Origin of the sequence: Chryseobacterium gallinarum, from assembly GCF_001021975.1 — a bacterium.
GTDB lineage: Bacteria > Bacteroidota > Bacteroidia > Flavobacteriales > Weeksellaceae > Chryseobacterium > Chryseobacterium gallinarum.
Window position 1 is genome coordinate 4,456,367 of the sequence record NZ_CP009928.1, and the last position, 17,234, is coordinate 4,473,600.

The window sequence follows — 17,234 nt, forward strand, 5'->3', positions numbered from 1 at the left end:
TCATTTTACACAACAATTACATTGATTTTATAAATAATAGATAACAATATTAAAAAACAGTTATTAAATAAACATTAAACTATTTATTAAAACCATGTAAAAAACTGAATTGATTAATTATGTAAATGATTTAACAATTTTGCTTAATAAGCCCTCAGAAAGAAATTTATCCTTACAAGAACGGGAAGCCTATTATGAAAAAAAACTTTTACAACCCGGAGAACTCTACTTAGGTCCAGCTCATTTAATTTTCAGGAATATAAAACAATACATATACTGCTATTCATCAGGTTATAAGAATTTTAAGAAATTTTATTAATTATATTTATTCTAAATTAATATATTTGCAGCATGAATATGATTATCCCATTTAAAGTTCCGCCTTTGGCCCCTGTATACTCATTCAACAATGAAGAGATGTTCTGCGAAAAGAAATCATGCTGTAAAAAATTCAAGAAAGGCAAAAGATGTAAAAAATGCCCGGGGAGAAAAAAAATGGCTTAAGCTAGCTAAAAGTTTTTAGCAAAAAATAAATAGCTAACGCCAATATAATAAGTCCCCAAAACAATACTACAATTTTAGGCTGACCCGACCGGTTTACAACTGTCCTGGGCTGTGGCTTGAACATGTCCTCAACGTTACTTTTGAATTTCTCGGTGTCATTTTCGAAAACTTCTGTAATGGTAATTCCCTGAACAACTGTTTTATGTAAAAGCGAGTTGGTAGCATGAAGCAAAAGCTGGAATTTTCCATCCTTAAATTCTGTAATCTTAAAGATCCTTTCTCCGTACGGCTTTTCCAATCCGAAAGGCAGAACCTTCACCACATCAGCATTACTTGTCTGCCAGCTGATAATGATTTCCTCCCCTTTTTTCGCATGAATTTTATTCGCTGTAAAAGTTTTGATTGCAGGTGGAATATTATACCTGAAACTTCGCTGATGGTTTTCCAAATTCTGATCATAGGCATGCCTCCTGCCCGGATCACTCAATGTTTCATACGCCTCCTGAATCTCACGGAATCGGTCTGCAAAAAAGTCATCATTGTCATTTTTATCGGGATGGTATTTCAAAGACAGCTTCCGATAAGCTTTTTTGATGTCTTCTTCTGAAGCATCCTGAGAAATCCCGAGAAAATAATAGTAATCTTTCATTGAACAATACAAAAATAAGGATTTATTTTTCTTTGCGTCGGATGTTTATGGTAAAAACATGCAGATTTTAATTGGATTAATGTATAGATCCTTTCTTTGCCGTAGGGTAAAAAGATTCCGGCGCGGGAAGCTTTGCTTCCCGCGCCGGAACTAACAATTTCAATTGAGTTTTTACTTCTTATGCTTCACAGGTATTATCTTTCCTGCAACATCCTGAATGGAATTCCTTTTTGAATTTCCCTTTCAGTTCCTGATATTCTTCATCATTCATTTCTCTGATTTTATCGGCTAATCCGAAAGGGGACCTTTCTTTAATTCCATATTCGTCAAAAATACCTTTGATAAATCTTTTTCTTTGTGCTGCTTTTTTTGCAATGAAGGCTACACCTACTACGGCTAGTGCTCCAAGAGCACCTTTTAATGCTGAATTTTTCATTTTTTCAAAATTTTAAATTTTACTACTTCTTGTTTTTTATAGAGACGAATCAATTTTAATTTTACTTTACTACTTCTTTACAATTTTAAAATTATTCGTTATTTCTGGTGAAGAACCCTCCGGAACATTTGTTTTTCCAGACTTCTTTAAATTTTTCTCTTTCTTCAGGGGACCAGGACTCCATTTTTTGTCTCATCTTTCTTTCTTTGAAATCCCTCACTCCTTTTCCAAAATGGAAACCTCCGAAAAGAATTTTACTCAGAACAAGAATCCCCATTGCCTGCCAGAATGTAATAGCCTTAGCTCCTAAAATCTCAGGAAGAAGCCAATTCCAAAGCCACATCACAATCCATGTAACTGCGGCAAAGATCAATGGTGGACATAACAATAAGAAAATCCAGCCTTTTTTGTGTTTATGATTCATACTTTCTTTTTCTAACTTTTTAAATCTTCATATAACTTTCTCAATCTGTTCCTTAAATGCTTCACAGCATAATTTTTTCTGCTGATGATGGTCTTAATATTTTCTCCCTGTTCATCGGCTATTTCCTGGAGGGTTTTGTCGTTCAGTTCATTTTCTACGTACACCAGCCTTTGTTTTTCGGGAAGTTCATCAAGAGCTTCAAACAGTTTTTTCCAGATCTCATCCTGAAACATCTTAACTTCAGGACCTGCGCTTTCATCCATCAATAGAATATCTTTGATGGAAAAATCACCATCTTCGTCTTCATAGACAAAATCTTCAAGATTTTCTGTTTTCTTTTTACGGTAACGGTCCGTAATCTTATTTGCCGTCACCCTGTACAGCCAGCCTCCTATATTTACAATCTCTGAGAGATTGGTAAGACTGCTGAACTGATACCACACTTCCTGCAGAATATCTTCTGCATCCTCCGTGTTTTTCACTTTAGGACGAATGTAAGACATCAGCTTCCCGCCGTAGTTGGAAACGGTTTGTGAGATGATGCTTTCTTTCTCCTTCTGTGGCATTGTTATTTTTTCGACAACCTCCATATTGACATGACGGTTATGCTTTTGGTTTTACTTTAATAAATTTAAAATATTTTTCTTATAATCCGGTTTTCTTTTATCCATCGCATTTTTTTGATTAAATTACTTCTCAGTTTGAGGTAGAAATTTTAAAGCAAATGGATTTAAACTTCTCTTTAAACAAAAATCCCAATATCATCTGATAATAGAAATATCCGGGATTGTTAAAAGCCGTGTAAAAAGCAAACGATACTATAAAATCATGCAATGCCTGTTTATCACGTTATTTATAAAAACAGCGTGACTGTAACAGACAAAACGTAATTCTTTAATGTAAATAAATCCCAAAATACCAGGTCCATACGATTAATATAACCTGCATGGGAATTCTTTGAGTGTAAAGATATTTCATTCCCGGCCCCGTATAATCTGCTTTGAAAATATTAACATTTCTCCGGGACGAGTGGATATTGGCTACAAAAACCAACAGATAAAAAACAATAAGCAAAATAGCTGTAATTTCCCGGATTGCCGGAATCATCAGCCCTATTCCCGCTGCTATTTCCAGAAATCCCGTACAATACACCCAGAACATTTTACCCGGAATAAAATCGGGAATCATCATTGCCATTCCTTTCTGAAATTTAAAATGGGAAAATCCGGTAAAAATGATAAAGATAGCCATCCCCAGATTTCCTGAAAATAAAAAATCCGGCTTTCCATGAAACACTGTTGTTCCCAGCAAAGCCAGAATGAATGTAGCAAAAAGAATGATTAATAATTTCATATGTAAACAGGAGATATTTTTAAAGATCAGGAGTTATTACACCGCATCCAGGCTCACTCCTTCCGCCAGGCTTTTCACCACCATCAACCCTTTCGTAAAACCCGTATCCATGTGGTCTTTCCATTCTTTATCAACCTGAACTTCAGTATGAAGTTTTGTTTTTCCATCGAAATCGGTCAAAAAATACTTTTCAAAAGCACCACTCCACTCCATAACCTCCTTGCTTTGAGTATCTTCATGACCGTCTTTGTCTACCATTCCCAAATGTTTAAAAACTATCTGGTTGGGCTCATCAAGGCTGTCTATAGTAGATACCATTCCCTCGCCCTGAGCATTCATAAAGTAGGTTTTTCCTCCTACTTTCCAATCAGATTTCATGACGGAACCTGCTCCGAAATGTTTTGTCCATTCAGTATACGTTTCCGGCCCCCAAAGAATGTCCCAGACCTTTTGCTTAGGAGCATTGATTACTGTTTCGTAAGATAATGTTTCCATATTTTTAATTTGTAGTGTGATAGGTTTGTATTATAGTTGATTTTCTGAGAGATGTTTTATAATCCCGAGTGCTTTAGGGAATTTCTCTTCAAAAAAATCTTTAAATTCTGCCGGAGTCTGGATAATTGTTTTCAACAGCGTTCCGGTATCATTTTCCTCCAGAACATAAGATTCTGTTGCTTCTCCCCAATCCTGAGGCACTTCGATACCTTCATAAATTTCTCCCAGATGCAGGAATTTTATTTCCTGATTGGGAATAACTTTTTCAACCCTGCTATACATTCCGTTCTGTTTAGGATCAAAAAATCTGATGATATTACCTTCTTCCAATGTCCCTTCGTAGAAGGAACCTTCTGTAAAAGCAGTTGTCCATTGTCTGTAAGTAATATCTCCCCAGAGAACACTCCATACTTTTTCCGGTTCTGCATTGATTTCAACCTCGTACGTCAATAGTTCCATATTTTTTAAATTTATTGTCAATGAAAATTTACGGTTTTAAAGATATTAATTTCAAACACCCGTTACTGCAACAATATACAACAACAACTTGTTAACCTCCTACAAAATCCCCTCCGTTGATATGAATTACTTCCCCGGTAATATAACTGGCATCTTCAGAAGCAAGAAAAACATAAGCCGGAGCCACTTCAGAGGGTTGACCTGCTCTTTTCAGCGGTGTATCTTTTCCAAACGTGGAAAGATCATCAAAGGCTTCCTTTACAAGGGGCGTCCATATAGGTCCCGGGGCAACCCCGTTCACAAGAATTCCTTTTTCCGCAAGATTAGCAGACAAAGAACGGATAAAGGATAAAATAGCTCCTTTGGTAGCAGCATAATCAATCAGATGATCGCTTCCCCGGTAGGCTGTAACCGATGTTGTACAGATAATTCTGGCTCCTTTTCCCATCAATGGAAGAAAACTCCTGGTGAAAGAGATCATTGAAATGATATTGGTATCAAATGTTTCCTGAATCTGTTCATCAGAGATCGTCTCCAGGTGATCTTTTGAAGTATGTATCCCCGCATTATTAACAAGAATATCCAGGCCTTTCCATTCTGATTTGATCTTTTCAGCACATTGGGTTCTGAAAGACTTCCGGGTAAGATCTCCTTTCAGTAAAAGGCAGTTCTGCCCTTCCTGTTCAACCAGCCTTTGAGTTTCTTTCGCGTCATCAACGCTTTCTTTGTAAACAATGGCAACATCGGCCCCTTCTCTGGCAAAGTGGACGGCTACAGCCTGTCCTATACCGCTGTCACCTCCGGAAATAACCGCTTTTTTACCTAGCAGCTTCCTGCTTCCCTGATAATCATTCCTGATAATTTCAGGAAAAATCCCATCCTTAGGGACTTTCGATTTAGATTGGGATTTGTTCTGTGTTTTCATAAGCAAATCTTTCTCTAAATAGCATCAAACAATAAGCCGAAATAACTTTAAGAGTTATAAGCGTCTTCAAGATCCTGTATGATAATTTTCTGCATTTTCATCATAGCCTCTACTACTTTTTGCGCTTTTTCCCGGTCAGAAGCATTCATCAGCTGGATGAGTCTTTTAGGAACGATTTGCCAGCTAAGTCCGTATTTATCTTTCAGCCAGCCACACATACTTTCTTTGCCTCCATCCGAAGTAAGGGCATTCCAATAGTCATCCGTTTGTTTCTGATCATCCGTCATAACCACCATTGAGATTCCTTCATTGAAATCAAACTGGTGATCATAAGAGTTATCCATACAGAAAAAGCTGTAATTATCCAATACAAAATGAGCATGCTGAACATTTTCCGTAGGTTCAGGAATAGGATGACCTTCGCCACTATCTCCATATTTTAAAACATTTCCGATTCTGGAATTGGGAAAAATCTGTGTATAAAGCTCCATAGCTTCTTTAGCTTTACCATTATTACCATGGATAAACATCAGCGTAGGAACTATTGTCTGATCACTTGCTTTTTCTCCGAAAAACAACTGCCATGTTACTCCATATTTATCCTGTACCCAGCCATATTTCTTACTCCAGGAATAAGATCCCAGATCCATCAGAGCAATCCCCCCTTCCAATAGCTGATCCCAATATTTCTGAACTTCATCTTCAGTTTCACAGATAACCATGAAAGAAATGGAAGGATTTTTCTTGAATTGAGGGCCTCCATTCAGCAACATCAGTCTCTGCCCGAATACATCAATGTTCATAACAACCGGTGTATCAGCAGTAATTTCACCGTTAAAAACCTTACAGTAAAATTCAGCAGCTTGTTTGGCATCTCCGTCATACCAAAGACATGGAAAAATATCGTTATTCATAATTTTAGATTTTATTAATCGTTAATTTTTTTATTGATCATAAACGGGATAAGACCTTATCAGGCCATTGCCTATAAAAAAATCCTCATTCCTGCAATGGTATGATAATGAATATTTGTCGTCGTATATTTTACAATTCCTTAAAAAACACCTGGTGTTCTTTCATATGATTTTTCAGCTTCATTACTGTATTTTTACCGAAGCCATGCAGCTGTAAAATTTCTTTTTCAGAATAATCCGACAGCTTTTCCAGAGAGTCTATCTTTTCTTTTTCAAGAGCCCGCCTTGCCGGCATTGCAATAACACCCTGAAGAAAAGTATTCTCTGAGTCACAATTAACGGTATAAATGGAATTTAAACTCTTTGACATGATGACTAAGTTGATCATGGCTACAAAAAATTTTAATGATTCTCAACATACTTATGAAAATTATTAAGGATCGCATACCAGCCATCTCTCTGCATTTCCATAGAATTCTGTTTTTCAGGATCAAAAATTTCAGTAACTTTCGTTGTATTTTCATCGATTTTATCGAAAATTACTTCTACTTTACGTCCGTCTGTAATATGATATTTTATTTTTTCGTTGGGGATAATTTCATCATAAGTACCTTCAAAATCAAAACCGAAGCTTTTGTCTTTTGCCTCCATCCTGTTTTTGAATTTCCCCCCTACTCTAAGGTCATTCTCTGAACTGGGACATTGCCATGTTTCATGAGCAAAATTCCACTTCATAATGTGTTTAGGTTCATTGAAATAGTTCCAAACTTTTTCTACCGGGGCTAAAATCGTAATGTCTATTTTTATCGGATCCATAGTTCTTATTTTTATAATGAGGGAAAAAGGGGCACTTTTGTAAGCATCCCCCTTTTATAATTAGTTAAATATAAGATTATTTTCCGTATTCCTCATTATAGTTCACCATCCAATGAACACCATATTTATCTTGAAAACTTCCGAAATAGTCTCCCCAAAACTGGTCTTCAAGCGGCATTTCTATATTCCCACCTTCGGAAAGGCCTTTAAAAATTCTCTCTGCTTCCTCTCTTGAATCGGGAAAGATTGAAACATAATTATTGTTTCCCACAGTCAGAGTTTGTCCAAATCCAGGGACAATATCTGAAGCCATCAACAGGTCATTTCCCACAGGCAGCGCAATATGCATTACCCTGTTTTTTTCTTCTTCTGATAAATTTTCAGTTCCCGGAGCATTCCCCATTTTATGGATTTCTCCTGCGAATTCTCCTCCAAAAATGGATTTGTAAAAATTGAAAGCTTCTTCAGCTGTTCCGTTAAAATTTAAGTACGGGTTTAATTTAGGCATGATTTCTAATTTTATAATGTTAATATTTTTTAAACTCCAATAATACTGATGATTGGCTAATGACAGGAATATTTTGCTGTAGCATTCCTTATCGGTATTATTATAGTTAATTATTTAAAAATTGTTCTACTTCCCTGGTGGTGAAGTCTATCATATGAGTATTCAGGCTGCCATCAAAATCAGCCATCATATAAACTCCATGCGTTGCCGGCAGGATTATTAACCGTGAACCTTCCACCAAACGCCACATGGCTACCGTGTGCTCAGGCTTCATTACATCCCTGTCTCCGGTAATAAATAATGTGGGCGACTGTATAGCACTTAAGACCTCATCATCCCAATCTTCAAATGTCTGCATTCTTTTGCTGTCTTTATCAAAAAGGTTCTCCAGCTTTGAGAAGTCCGGATTGAGAGCCAAAAAATTGATTTTAAAAGCTTCCGGCATTGATTCGAGAGTGGCCTGGCTCATTGATTCGAAAAAACCGTCTATCATTCCGTTCCTTTTATAAAAGGCTGAAGCTACTATCAGTTTTTCTACTAATTGCGGATGCCGGTGAGCCACCTGCATCACTGTGTTTCCCCCATTACTGAATCCCCAGAAGGAGGCTTTACCAATTTGAAGTTCTGCTAAAAGGGCAGCGATATCATCTGCATCCTGTTCAAATGTTTCAGGAATATACCGGTGCTCACTTCTGCCGTGATTTTGTAAATCGATACCAATAAGTTGAAATTTATCTTCAAGCCTTGCAATGACTTCTTTAAAATCATATAGAATAGAAGAGCCTCCGCCATGAATCAAAACCAAAGGCTTCCCCGTTCCATATATTTCATAGTACAGCTTAATACCGTTCACCTGTTTATATCCTTTTTCTATCGGGCTCATGGTTAATAGCTAATATTTTCGTTCATCTCATATTTCATCCCCGGATAATTCAGTATTCTGCGCATCAGTCCTATTTGGCCACACAGGTAATCTTCACGTCCCAGGCACATTCCCACAAAAGTAAGCTTGGTTTCTTTGACAAAAGGAATGTTCATGCCGATTTCAAAAATTTCATCCAGCTCTTCATCCGTAACTTCCAATAATTTTTGATAGACTTTAGGAGATATTTCGTGGAAACTTTTTTGCAGCTCTGCCAGACTTGGGTATTGACTACTTTCATTCAATGCTTTCCCTTGGAAAAAAAGGTCATTATAAGGATCTTCGGTCTGTAATCCCAATACCCCACCCAATCCATAACGCATATTGACAAAATTCCCTGCCATCCAGATAATATGATTGGTTTTATTTTCAATTCTTTTCAATGCATCTTCTTCCGAAATGCCTTCCAAAACATTCATAAAACTTTGGGTATGCATTCTATAGGCCGGAATAATGAGTTCTATTTTTTTTGATTTTGGTGTGTCCATATTTTAATTTTTGCAGATTTTTTTGTTTTTGTAATGATTTGTGCAGATCTGTATCAATGGCAGATCACTTTATAGCTCCCGGTTTTCCCAAAATTCTTCTGAGATAGCCAAGCTGTCCGCTGTGATATATTTCATGAAGGCAGAAAGTGGAAATATCTTTACTGTTTTCAGGATTAAACCGGTCAAGGTTATTAAGCCTGGTTTCCAGCCTGTCCTGAGATTGGTTGAAATAAGATTTTAGTTCCTCAAAACTGATGAATTCATCCTTTCGGTCCAATGCAATTTCACCTCTGTTATAAAAAGAGAATTTTTCACTATCCCAGACTGGCTCTTCTCCCAGCGTATTCAGAAAAAAATTTCTGATATAAATTAAATGCCCAAAGATCCAGTTCATACAATTGGCTTCACCATTAGGAAAGATCATTGATTCTTCATGGGTAATCCCGTCTATGTTTAAAGAGATTACTTTACCGGTACTGAATACCTGATTTTTAACAAATTCTATTTCGTTTGATAGGGTTTCCATCTTGCAAGTATAATAATTGTGAATACCAGACTATTCTGAAGGTATCTGAGAAACATCCCCATACATTACTTCCCACTGATGTCCGTCAATATCAGCAAAACTGCTTTGATACATCCATCCATGATCCATAGGTTCACTATATTTTGATCCTCCGTTTTCGATGGCTGTCTTTACCATATGGTCTACTTCATCCCTACTATTTACTCCGATGGCCAGAAGTACCTGTGTGGTATCTCCTTTAGCAAATGGTCTGTTTGTAAATGTCTGGAAAAACTCTTCTTTCAGAAACATCGTATAAATATGATCTTCTTTCATCACTACACATATGGCTTTCTCATCAGAAAACTGCTCATTGATAGAAAAGCCAAGCTCTGTCCAGAATGCTCTGGTTTTTTGTACGTCTTTTACAGGTAAATTGACATAAATCTGATTGATTTTCATTTTGTAATTTTTAGTGTTAAACTTTTAACCAAAATTACCAAGGAGAGAGGAAAATCGTCTTGTCTTAGGACAAGATTTGATTTTATGTGAATAAAAATTTCATTTTACCAGGGAGTACCTGTTATTAAATGACCGCGGGCAGCTAACTGCTATAAACTATTGTACAGGCATCCGGGAGATATCCATAAACTGAGGATCTCATTCTGACAGCTTTGTCATAGAATAAATTTATTTTCTCTTAGGATGGGAAACCAATTCCTTACGGATGCGGCTTAGGGAGGTATCTGTAACACCCAGATAAGAAGCAACCTGTTTCAAGGGGGCAAATTGAATCACTTTCGATTTCTGCTCAAGAAGGTTAAGATATCTTTTGGTGGCAGAAAGCGTAAACATTTCTACAGATCGCTGCTTGTAATCAAAAAGTTCTTTAGACATCCAGGATCTTCCCCATTCTCTGAGATTGGGAATTTTATGGAATAATTCCTGGAATGTTTCATAATCCATTTTCCAGCATTCGCAATCTGTAATGCATACGATATTTTCCTGGGAAGGGATTCTCTGGAAGATAGACAGCACTTCGATAATAATTTCATTATCTGCAAAAAAATGTGTTGTTACCTCATTACCATTGAAGTCATTGACATATGAGCGGGCAAGACCTTTTTCAAGAATATAATATTCGTTGGAAGTCTTTCCTTCATCAAGAATACTATCACCTTTCTGGAACGATACTTTTTCATGGGCACGGAATATTTCATCAAGTTCTTCTCTGAGAAAAAAAGGAAAATCATAGCACGTTTCTAAGGCTTTATTGGTCATCAGGTCAAATCTTTTTAAGATTTTAAAATTAAAATTTTTTATTGAATTAAAGGCAAAGAATATTAAACAAATTGCCTAAAACATTATATACTACATTGTAACTAAGATATTTTACAAGCAATAAAAGTTAAACGGTGATATTTTTATAACCATTATGCTTAGCAATCCCGTAAAAATTAAGATCTGACACATTCAAAGATAATATACACCCGTAAATGTTGTTATATGGATTAAGAAGTTAAAGGTAGAAACCTTTTTTTAAAATAAAGTCAGCTGAATAGGTTTTGGAGGACCAGGTTTCTGCGCATCACCAAAAACCGTTTTTCCACCAAATCGCCATGAATTTTGTCTTTCTTCTTCAATGACCTCCTGAATATCAAAATCAGGTGTAAAGTCTTTTTCAGCAGTGGTGATAACCTGATGAAGTTTATTAAGGGTATTCAGTTTATCTGAATTTCCCAGTTTTGACTTTTCGATTCCTTTCCGGAGAATGGAAATACTTTCATCATAAGTTTTCGTTGGTACAGGAAAAGGATGCCCGTCTTTACCTCCGTGGGCAAAAGAAAACCTTGCCGGATCTTTAAATCTTGAAGGAGCTCCGTGAATAACCTCACTCACTAAGGCCAGCGACTGCATAGTGCGGGGACCTACGCCTTCCAGCATTAATAAATCTTCAAAGTTTTGGGGTTGTTGTTCACGGGTAACATACAAAAGGGCTCCTAACCGCTTCAGGTCTACATCGGAGGCCCGTACATCATGATGGGCAGGAAGGATCAGTTTTGAAAAATCTTTCATTACCTCCATAGAATCCGTATGGGAAATATCTAAAATCCCTTTTCTATTTTCTGAAGCTTCAGCGTCCGTAAGATTCAGAATTCTTCCTCTTGAAATCCCTTTAATTCCTGTATGCGGTTCTTCTACAAATGAGGTTATATTTTCTGAATGCCAATGGTAGCGTCTTGCAGTACCGTCAGATTCATGCATTCCCTGCTGAATGACGCTCCAGTTTCCATTGTCGGACAGAACAAAGTTATGCAGGTACAACTGATAACCGTCCTGAATAGCTGTGTTATCTACCTTGGCTGAAAGTTTACTCGCTCTTACCAGTGCGGTTCCGTCCAAACCTGTTTTGTCAGCAATCTGAATTAATTCTGAGGGAGTTTCTCTCGAAAATTTTCCTTTTCCACCGCAAATGTATAGCCCTAAAGATTGGGAATTCGGATTGATAGACCTTTTTAAAGCTCCCATAACGGAAGTAGTAATCCCCGAAGAATGCCAGTCCATTCCCATCACGGCTCCGAAACTCTGAAACCAGAACGGATCTGCCAAACGGCGCAGAACTTCATCTTTACCATAATCCATCAGAATGACTTCCACAATAGAAAGCCCGAGAATGGACATACGTTCATAGAGCCAAGGTGGTACTTTGCCATAATGAAGTGGTAAATCTGCGGTTCCTGAACGTTTCATATTTAAATTTAAAGAACAAAGGTAGTCTTAATATTCTGAAATTGTCATGATCTGGATCACCATTTAAGGATCAGTGAATGGAGAAAAATTCTAAATTTTTATGTTTTTCTTCATCAAATTTTTCTTCGAAAGTAATTCTATTTCCGAAAGGATCAATTACTGTAAAAGAGACAGCCCCATAAAATGTTTTTTCAAGTCCCGGCCGGTTGTATTTGTATTTTTTATCTATTAATTCCTTATGATACTGTGCTACTCCTTCATCCCATATGGAAACTCTTGTGCCGGGGGTTCCGTCACCATGATGCTCACTTAAATGAAAAATAATGTTTTCTCTTTTTACCTCCATATAAACCGGAGCATTGTCATCGAAATAATGTTCCCATACCATTTCAAATCCCAACCAACCAATATAAAATTCTTTTGCCTTTTCGTAATTGAAGATTCTGAGTATAGGGATGATGCGTTCTGCTTTCATGTTGTAATTTTACAGGTGAGAAAGAATATTGATCAATTTCCCAAACGGGTCTTTTACAAAGAATCTGCGAACACCCCAATCTTCATTGGTCAGCTCGTATATTATCTCATAACCTGCTGTTTTCATTGCATTATATATTTCATCCACATCATCCACTTCTATTGAAAATTCGGGAACTTCGGTACCATTTCCTCCCTGTTCGGCGAAACTGATCTGAACTTTTGCCTGTTGTTCGTTTCCCAGTGTCCGGATCCATCCATGATCCATCAAAACATCAAGTTTTAAGATGTCATGATAAAAATGCCCTGCTTTTGAAAGGTCATTTGTTTTTATATTGGCTACGATTCTTTTTACCATTTTGAATATTTTTTATCAAAAAGCCTTGCAAAATGAGTTTACAAGGCCGTTTACAAAAATTTATTTCTACTGTTTTTATTTCAATGCTGCAAGTGCCGCTTCGTAATCAGGCTCATTGGCAATCTCTGAAACCTGCTCAGTATAAACTACTTTATTATTTTCGTCTGTCACAATTACCGCACGGCTCAATAATCCTTTTAAAGGAGAATCGGTAATTGTTACTTCATAATCATCCCCAAAACTGCTTCTGAAATCGGAAAGTGTCTCAACATTATTCAATCCTTCTGCTGCACAGAATCTGCCTAAAGCAAAAGGAAGGTCTTTTGAAATATTAATTACCACGGTATCATCCAGTTTGGAAGCTTCTTCATTGAACCTTCTTGAAGATGCTGCACAAGTAGGAGTATCAATACTGGGAAAAATATTGAATACTTTTTTCTTTCCTTCATAGTTTTCAAGCGTTTTTACATTTAATCCTGAATCTACCAAAGCAAAATCTTTAACGGTAGTTCCTATTGATGGCAATGTTCCTATAGTGTGTACTTCGTTTCCTTTTAAAGTGATCGTTGACATAATTTTGTTTTTAAAGTTTTTCAAATTTAATCAAAAATAGATTTTTTTCTATTGAATAAAGGTTAAATTAATCTTAAAGTAAAAAAACTCAGTGCCGGATCCCTGCAAAAAATTAAATTTTAACTAAATTTGTGGGACTTAAAATTTCAAATAAAAAATAACAGTATAATGTCAGAAAAATCAAAAATCTACTACACCCTTACTGATGAAGCTCCAATGCTGGCTACACATTCGTTTTTACCTATTGTAAAAGCTTTCACAAAATCAGCAGATATTGAGATCGCAGTTCCGGATATTTCTTTGGCTGGAAGAATTTTAGCCAATTTCCCTGAATTTTTAAAGGACGATCAAAAAATCGGTGATGCTTTGGCGGAACTAGGGCAACTGGCTACCCAACCTGATGCGAACATTATCAAATTGCCTAACATCTCTGCTTCGGTACCTCAATTGGATGCAGCGATTGCTGAGCTGCAGGAAAAAGGATTTGCTGTTCCAAATTACCCTGCTGAGCCTAAAAATGATGAAGAAAAAGCCATCAAAGCGAAGTATGCCAAAGTATTAGGTAGTGCTGTAAACCCTGTATTGAGAGAAGGAAATTCTGACAGACGTGCTCCAAAAGCTGTTAAAAACTATGCAAAAGCAAACCCTCACAGAATGGGTAACTGGGCTTCTGATAGCAAAACAGATGTAGCTCACATGAATAATGGCGATTTCTACGGTACAGAAACATCCACTACTGTAGAAAATGCTACAAAATACAGAATCGTTTTCAAAGGAAATGATGGTTCTGAAACCGTATTAAAAGATTTTGCAGGCCTTGAGGCCGGTGAAGTGATTGATTCTTCGGTAATGAATCTTAATGCACTGAAAGTATTCGTTCAGGAGGCTATTGAGGAGGCAAAGAAGAGAAATGTACTTCTTTCTGCGCACCTTAAGGCTACAATGATGAAAATTTCTGACCCTATCATTTTTGGGGCTATTGTAGAAACTTTCTTTAAAGATGTATTTACTAAATACGCTGAGACGTTCAAGTCTTTGGATATCAACCCAAACAATGGTCTTGCTGATCTTTTTGAAAAAATCAAAGGAAATGCGCAGGAGGCTGATATCAAAGCTGACATAGAAAAAGCGCTTGCTGAAGGACCAAGAGTGGCAATGGTAAATTCTGATAAAGGCATTACCAACTTCCACGTACCTTCCGATATCATCGTTGACGCTTCTATGGCTGCCCTTGTAAGAGGAGGAGGTAAAATGTGGAACAAAGACGGGAATGAAGAAGATACTGTAGCCATTATTCCGGATCGTTCTTACGCAGGTTTCTACCAGGCTGTGATTGACGATATGAAAGCACACGGAAAACTGGATCCTACAACTATGGGTTCTGTTCCAAACGTTGGGTTAATGGCTCAAAAGGCTGAAGAATATGGTTCTCACGATAAGACATTCCAGTTATCTGCTGACGGAACTGTAGAAGTTCAGGATGAAGCGGGAAAAGTTCTTCTTTCTCAAAAAGTAGAAAAAGATGACATTTTCAGAATGTGCCAGACTAAAGATGCTCCTATCCAGGACTGGGTAAAATTAGCAGTCAACAGATCAAGGCTTTCTGATACGCCAGCTATTTTCTGGTTAGATAAAGGAAGAGCCCACGATAGAGAGATCATCAAAAAAGTAGAAAAATACCTTGCAGATCATGATACAGCAGGGCTTGACATCAGAATCCTGGATGTAAAAGATGCAATGACTGAAACATTAAGAAGAGCAAGAGAAGGTAAAGATACGATCTCTGTTTCAGGAAATGTATTGAGAGATTACTTAACTGATCTTTTCCCGATTCTTGAGCTTGGTACTTCCGCAAAAATGCTTTCTATTGTTCCGTTGATGAATGGTGGTGGTTTATTTGAAACAGGTGCCGGAGGTTCTGCTCCAAAACACGTTGAGCAATTCCTTGAAGAAGGTTATTTAAGATGGGATTCTCTCGGGGAATTCCTGGCATTGCAGGCTTCTTTAGAGCATTTGGCTCAAACACAAGGAAATACAAAATCCCAGGTGTTAGCTGATGCATTGGACGAAGCAAACGCTAAGTTCCTGGCTACCGATAAATCTCCTGCAAGAAAAGTAGGACAAATAGATAACAGAGGCTCTCACTTCTACCTGGCAATGTACTGGGCAGAAGCTTTGGCCAATCAAACTGCTGATGCTGAATTAGCCGCTAAGTTTGCTCCTGTTGCGCAAGCAATGAAGGAAAATGAAGAAGTCATCAATGCAGAATTAATTGGTGCCCAGGGTAAACCTCAGAATATTGACGGTTACTACAAAACGGACACGTATAAGACGTATGCAGCCATGAGACCAAGCACTGTTTTAAATGAAATCATTGACGGAATTTAATTCCTGACTTTTGATATAAAATAAAAAAGTTTCTTTTATAGCCCCAAAAAGTTAATCCTTTTTAGGGCTTTTTTATTGTTTTTTAATCCATTGATTGGCTAAAGCCGGTGGAATTTTATATGATGAGAGCGGGCTAAAGCCCGCTCCTATTAATAATACTGAAATAGTGATTATCAATTCATAAAACTTTCGGGAATCCATTCAAATCCGGAGCTTTTTTTCTTGGTAAATCCCAGGCCAGGCCACGGTAAATGACTGGCTAAAGCCCTGGTTCTGGTATCGGCTAACTGCTGAAGGAATTTCTTTCTTGATGCCGTTGCAATATCCAGATCTGTATCTCCGGAAAAACCCCAGTCGGGATGTGGAAACAAAATAACATCGGAATGGACCAGATCCGCAATATAATTAAGCTTTTCATTCCCTGAAGAAATGGTTGTTATGGTTAAACCCGGAGTATGCCCCGGAGCTAACTGAAAGTTGAACGTATCGTACAAAGTGGTATCCAGGTTATAGTATTTTATTTTAGGTTGAATCGTTTTCAGAATATGCTGTATAGCCGGAATTATCTGTTTCAGTAATTCGGGTTGTGCTTGTAAAGCGCTGTTATTAAAATCTTTTATGGTAGCCTGCATCCAAAAATCATGTTCTGTTTTTGAGATAAAGATATTGGCATTGGGAAAAATAAAATTGTCCTGTTTATCAATCACTCCTCCGATATGGTCGGGGTGGGCATGGGAAATGAAAACATCCGTAATATCTTTTGGAGAAAATCCGGTTTTTTGAAGGCTTTTTAACAGAAATCCTGTTTTCCCATCTGCAAAGATTCCCATACCTGAATCCATCAGAATCAGTTTGTTCCGGGTTTTTACAAGCAGGATATTCATTGCCATATCAATATAATGATCAGGCCGGAAATGATCTTTAAGGATGGTTTTCAATTCAGGAACGTTCCCTCTGGGAGCAAATGTATTGATATTTTCTTCATGAATGTATCCATCGGTAAGGATAAATAGCTCCAATTCCCCGAGCTTTATTTTTTTAGATCCTGAAAAATCATCCTGTTCTTTTTCCACAGGGAGTTTTGTTTCTGCAAAAACAGTTGAAAAGGGAACCAATCCCAATGTTCCTGCCAATATTCCGTTTTTTAAAAGTTCTCTTCTATTCATATCAGATATGTCTTTTAATTTTGATGTCCTGTTATTTCTCTCTTCTGTCGTTGTCTTAAGTTCAGCCACGACAGGTTCAGATAAGAAAACTGAGCTCCTGATTATTATTCAGAAACTCAGTTTTAA

23 protein-coding genes are annotated in these 17,234 nt (G+C 37.2%); 1 reads left to right on the forward strand and 22 read right to left on the reverse strand.

Annotation, left to right across the window (positions count from 1 at the left end; genetic code table 11):
- Positions 1-505: 505 nt before the first annotated feature.
- The 21 genes from OK18_RS19935 to tpx all read right to left on the reverse strand — a co-directional run bounded on the left by OK18_RS19935 (position 506) and on the right by tpx (position 13,554).
- Positions 506-1,153, reverse strand: coding sequence for a J domain-containing protein (locus OK18_RS19935; protein ID WP_050020395.1), 648 nt, complete (start codon positions 1,151-1,153; stop codon positions 506-508).
- 178 nt (positions 1,154-1,331) lie between these two features.
- The gene (locus tag OK18_RS19940) at positions 1,332-1,589 is read right to left on the reverse strand and encodes a hypothetical protein (RefSeq protein ID WP_050020394.1); all 258 of its coding nucleotides are present in this window, start codon (positions 1,587-1,589) and stop codon (positions 1,332-1,334) included.
- A gap of 91 nt (positions 1,590-1,680) precedes the next feature.
- Positions 1,681-2,013, reverse strand: coding sequence for a hypothetical protein (locus OK18_RS19945; protein ID WP_053329151.1), 333 nt, complete (start codon positions 2,011-2,013; stop codon positions 1,681-1,683).
- An 11-nt stretch (positions 2,014-2,024) separates the two neighbouring features.
- Positions 2,025-2,579, reverse strand: a complete 555-nt coding sequence (locus OK18_RS19950) for an RNA polymerase sigma factor (RefSeq protein ID WP_228377658.1) — start codon at positions 2,577-2,579, stop codon at positions 2,025-2,027.
- A 328-nt stretch (positions 2,580-2,907) separates the two neighbouring features.
- Positions 2,908-3,366: a DoxX family protein gene (locus tag OK18_RS19955; protein WP_050020391.1), complete on the reverse strand. Its 459-nt coding sequence runs from the start codon at positions 3,364-3,366 to the stop codon at positions 2,908-2,910.
- 36 nt (positions 3,367-3,402) lie between these two features.
- Positions 3,403-3,861: an SRPBCC family protein gene (locus tag OK18_RS19960; protein ID WP_050020390.1), complete on the reverse strand. Its 459-nt coding sequence runs from the start codon at positions 3,859-3,861 to the stop codon at positions 3,403-3,405.
- A gap of 30 nt (positions 3,862-3,891) precedes the next feature.
- Positions 3,892-4,320 (reverse strand): SRPBCC domain-containing protein, encoded by a 429-nt coding sequence (locus OK18_RS19965; protein ID WP_050020389.1) that lies wholly within the window; start codon positions 4,318-4,320, stop codon positions 3,892-3,894.
- A gap of 91 nt (positions 4,321-4,411) precedes the next feature.
- Positions 4,412-5,245 carry an SDR family oxidoreductase gene (locus OK18_RS19970; RefSeq protein WP_053329152.1) on the reverse strand — a complete coding sequence of 278 codons (834 nt, stop codon included), beginning with the start codon at positions 5,243-5,245 and terminating at the stop codon, positions 4,412-4,414.
- 47 nt (positions 5,246-5,292) lie between these two features.
- Complete coding sequence (locus OK18_RS19975) at positions 5,293-6,159, reverse strand: VOC family protein (protein WP_053329153.1); 867 nt, start codon at positions 6,157-6,159, stop codon at positions 5,293-5,295.
- Positions 6,160-6,289: 130 nt separating this feature from the next.
- The gene (locus tag OK18_RS19980; RefSeq protein WP_228377659.1) at positions 6,290-6,529 is read right to left on the reverse strand and encodes a helix-hairpin-helix domain-containing protein; all 240 of its coding nucleotides are present in this window, start codon (positions 6,527-6,529) and stop codon (positions 6,290-6,292) included.
- 32 nt (positions 6,530-6,561) lie between these two features.
- The gene (locus OK18_RS19985; RefSeq protein ID WP_050020385.1) at positions 6,562-6,975 is read right to left on the reverse strand and encodes an SRPBCC family protein; all 414 of its coding nucleotides are present in this window, start codon (positions 6,973-6,975) and stop codon (positions 6,562-6,564) included.
- Between the two features lie 76 nt (positions 6,976-7,051).
- Entirely contained in the window at positions 7,052-7,483 is a 432-nt protein-coding gene (locus OK18_RS19990) for a VOC family protein (protein WP_050020384.1), read from the reverse strand.
- A 106-nt stretch (positions 7,484-7,589) separates the two neighbouring features.
- Positions 7,590-8,366, reverse strand: coding sequence for an alpha/beta fold hydrolase (locus OK18_RS19995; protein ID WP_053329155.1), 777 nt, complete (start codon positions 8,364-8,366; stop codon positions 7,590-7,592).
- A 2-nt stretch (positions 8,367-8,368) separates the two neighbouring features.
- Positions 8,369-8,893 carry a DinB family protein gene (locus tag OK18_RS20000; protein WP_050020383.1) on the reverse strand — a complete coding sequence of 175 codons (525 nt, stop codon included), beginning with the start codon at positions 8,891-8,893 and terminating at the stop codon, positions 8,369-8,371.
- 64 nt (positions 8,894-8,957) lie between these two features.
- Positions 8,958-9,419, reverse strand: a complete 462-nt coding sequence (locus tag OK18_RS20005; protein WP_053329156.1) for a hypothetical protein — start codon at positions 9,417-9,419, stop codon at positions 8,958-8,960.
- 30 nt (positions 9,420-9,449) lie between these two features.
- A complete protein-coding gene (locus tag OK18_RS20010; protein WP_053329157.1) occupies positions 9,450-9,860 on the reverse strand; it encodes a VOC family protein in 411 nt (136 codons plus the stop codon).
- Between the two features lie 228 nt (positions 9,861-10,088).
- Positions 10,089-10,679, reverse strand: coding sequence for a Crp/Fnr family transcriptional regulator (locus OK18_RS20015; protein WP_053329158.1), 591 nt, complete (start codon positions 10,677-10,679; stop codon positions 10,089-10,091).
- 258 nt (positions 10,680-10,937) lie between these two features.
- Positions 10,938-12,149: a DUF763 domain-containing protein gene (locus OK18_RS20020; RefSeq protein ID WP_053329159.1), complete on the reverse strand. Its 1,212-nt coding sequence runs from the start codon at positions 12,147-12,149 to the stop codon at positions 10,938-10,940.
- 70 nt (positions 12,150-12,219) lie between these two features.
- On the reverse strand, positions 12,220-12,624 hold the full coding sequence (locus OK18_RS20025) for a glyoxalase superfamily protein (RefSeq protein WP_053329160.1): 405 nt from the start codon (positions 12,622-12,624) through the stop codon (positions 12,220-12,222).
- 9 nt (positions 12,625-12,633) lie between these two features.
- On the reverse strand, positions 12,634-12,981 hold the full coding sequence (locus tag OK18_RS20030) for a VOC family protein (RefSeq protein WP_053329161.1): 348 nt from the start codon (positions 12,979-12,981) through the stop codon (positions 12,634-12,636).
- A 75-nt stretch (positions 12,982-13,056) separates the two neighbouring features.
- Positions 13,057-13,554 (reverse strand): thiol peroxidase, encoded by a 498-nt coding sequence (gene tpx / locus OK18_RS20035; protein WP_050020378.1) that lies wholly within the window; start codon positions 13,552-13,554, stop codon positions 13,057-13,059.
- A gap of 168 nt (positions 13,555-13,722) precedes the next feature.
- Between tpx and OK18_RS20040 the strand changes: the two genes are divergently transcribed.
- Entirely contained in the window at positions 13,723-15,942 is a 2,220-nt protein-coding gene (locus OK18_RS20040; protein ID WP_050020377.1) for an NADP-dependent isocitrate dehydrogenase, read from the forward strand.
- Between the two features lie 173 nt (positions 15,943-16,115).
- Here OK18_RS20040 and OK18_RS20045 read toward each other — a convergent pair whose 3' ends face one another.
- Complete coding sequence (locus OK18_RS20045) at positions 16,116-17,108, reverse strand: MBL fold metallo-hydrolase (protein ID WP_053329442.1); 993 nt, start codon at positions 17,106-17,108, stop codon at positions 16,116-16,118.
- Between the last annotated feature and the right edge of the window lie 126 nt (positions 17,109-17,234).